This window comes from Streptomyces sp. NPDC005574, from assembly GCF_040605435.1.
Classification (GTDB): Bacteria; Actinomycetota; Actinomycetes; order Streptomycetales; family Streptomycetaceae; genus Streptomyces.
This window is the reverse complement of sequence record NZ_JBEXCW010000248.1, coordinates 1-2,630: the sequence shown is the minus strand read 5'-3', so window position 1 is coordinate 2,630 and position 2,630 is coordinate 1. Positions and strand designations below refer to the sequence as shown.

The 2,630-nt window shown below is 58.7% G+C and carries 2 protein-coding genes; both read left to right on the top strand.

Annotated features, from left to right (window positions below):
- The first annotated feature begins 1,025 nt into the window (after nucleotides 1-1,025).
- The gene (locus ABZT03_RS43690) at nucleotides 1,026-1,886 is read left to right on the top strand and encodes a GNAT family N-acetyltransferase (RefSeq protein WP_356049812.1); all 861 of its coding nucleotides are present in this window, start codon (nucleotides 1,026-1,028) and stop codon (nucleotides 1,884-1,886) included.
- Between the two features lie 544 nt (nucleotides 1,887-2,430).
- On the top strand, nucleotides 2,431-2,630 hold a 200-nt coding region (locus tag ABZT03_RS43685), incomplete at its 3' end, for a transposase domain-containing protein (protein ID WP_356049810.1).

Sequence of the window (2,630 nt, the reverse complement as noted above, 5' to 3'; positions counted from 1 at the left end):
CCGCGACCTCCTCCGCCACAAAGACGCCTTCGCCGTCTACAGCATCTGACCAACCGGCACGGAACCGGACATCACACAACTACGCCGGGGCCGTGACACGGGCGTGGGTCCTTCCGTACGAACTTTGGTCGGTTCTGTACGAAACCTACGCTCGTGATCTTTTTACACCGCCTCCTGGACGCGACCCCCTGCGGCCGCGCCCTCGGCGGAGGGATCAACGGTCTACAAAAAAGACTCAGGGAAAGGTCCTGCAGTTCCATATGAGCAGGGGCTACTCATTCATGTCTCGGATGGTCAATCACAGCATGAACTGCAGGCGGGCGCGCACTCAAGCGCAGCTACGCAGTGACTGGCATCACTTGACTGCCATAGCGAGGAATGTGATTCTACGATGGCAAACAGGTCTAACTGGAACATGGCCAAAATCACGTATGACTTCGAACTAGAGGTAACTCCACACTACACCATTGAAGCGGCAAGAAAGGCAGTCGCCGCGCGAGCGCTAGGAACGGAGGACTGCAGTTTGCTTCTCGATATTCTCGGACTGGGTGTCCCGACCACAGGGCCGCCATATACATGTCGGCGCTGCAGTAAGGAGTACTCCCGCAGCGGCACAGGACGCAAGTCCTATTTCTGTTCCAAGCATTGCTATCTGGAAACGCTAAGAGAGGAGCGGAAAACCCGCGATCGAGCGTCTACGAGCTCGTGAATTCGAAGAATGGAATCGGCAGACGCTGCAGGAAGTTAGACGTGGCGGAGACGAGCCGCATGTCCGACTCGGGACGTTGACCCCATCCTTTGTCTTCACAACCCACGGACAGGGCAACACGTCCGGGAGGCAGCCAGGTCACGGTGCCCTGCTTCCCGCCTAGCGCATCGCGGAAGAATGAGCGAACTAGGCAGTGACAACGAAAGAGTAGGGCAGGTCACCAAGCCCTCCGCGGCAGTTGCTGTAAGCCGTAGCTGAGCATGGTGACCCTATGCATCCAAAACTTGATTAATCATTGCGAGATGGGGGAGTGTCAGTGATAGATGACAGATTAAAGCAGTTGACCAAACGGATAGACTTGCAGAAGCTGGGACGTTTCTCGATCCGTCCATATACACCTTCGGATCTTCATGCGATGCGGGAGTTGATTGCGCAGGATTTGCTTCCCGGCGAAGCACCGCTTCTTTCCGGGCTTCCCGTACAGTCGCCAGAGGTGAGCCAAATATTCATCCTGATGGACCTGGCTAGTGGTCGAGTTAACGGTGTGATGTGCCTGTCGATACGTAGATTCGATGGCGCGGGACTCATCCACTGGCTTTACACTGGGGAGGACTTTTATGCCACCGTCGCGCTCCTATCCTTCACCCTAGGCCATTTCGGTCGCCGAACGCTGCATGCTTTCGTTGGGCCGGTCACCAAGGCCAGCCCCCGGGGCCTGCCGGTGAGTCTTCGACCCCTTACCGTTTGTGCCCTTACGGCGGCTGGCTTTACTCCCGCAGCGAGCCAACATTACATGCTCCGGGACCTTGTCGAATCGCCAGTCGAGCCGGACGATCCAGTCGCAGACGTCACCCTGCTTGACGACGGCAAGGGATGGCACCTTGTGGCTTCCGCGCCGGACGGCCGGGTGCTGGCCACAGCCCTGGTCTCCAGTCCTGACGCCCGCTCCGGAACCGCCAACTTGTGGCATCTCGAGGTCCATCCTGCCCACCGTCGTGAGGGTATTGGCAGCCGCCTGTTGATCGAAAGCCTGTATGTCGCCGCAGCCGGCGGTGCTCGCCGAGTTGCCGTCACCATCGATCCCGACGCCGGTACTTCAATCAATCTTCTAGCCGCTCACGGATTCGACTTGATCGATGTTCTAGTCGTGTACGACCGCCCGGCTTGCCCTTGCTGAAAGGATTGCGAACACCGGAGGGACCGCGGGTTGCGTCGCAGTTCTTGGGATGAACACCGAAGGACTGTTCCCTAATCATTTATGACTGCGGGGTGTATCTGTTGCACTGACTCCTGTGGTTGCCGTAGCCGCCGGAATAGTCTGCCGTCGTTCACGTAATGGGTGATGCAATCGGTCGAGCGGACAGTATATCCGTGATTCAAGTAGATTATCTCCGAAGGCAAACCGGCGCAGTCGTTTCATTCCGGACGAGGTCGAGGTTGTCTGGGCGGCGCCGCGGACCCATAAACGTCAGGAGCACGCGAAATAGCGGGCCGCCTTGCGGAGAACGCCGCGCTCTTCCTCCAGCCCGAGCAAACGGAATTTCACTCAAATCTTCCGTGACCTATTCGCGTATCCGCGTTGCCGACTCGACCTCAAGAACGTCGCCTGGCCACAGCACCGTTTACTGCGGGAGCTTGGGCAGCCCACAATGGTCATGAGTTAATGATCTACGTGTGATGATCTTCGGGTGGAGCGAGTTGAGGGTGGGGCCGCGAGGCGGTTGACGGATGACGTGTCGATCGGGCTGCTGGCGACGGTTTTCCCGGAGGAAGCAGTGCAGGCTGCAGTGGACGAGGCCGGGGCGCGTGAGGAGCGGACGCGCTCACTGCCGTCGAAGCTGATGATGTACCTCGTGATGGCGTTGTGGCTGGAGCCGGGCAAGGGGTACGTGCGCACACTGCGGGGCTTGTTGGACGGTCT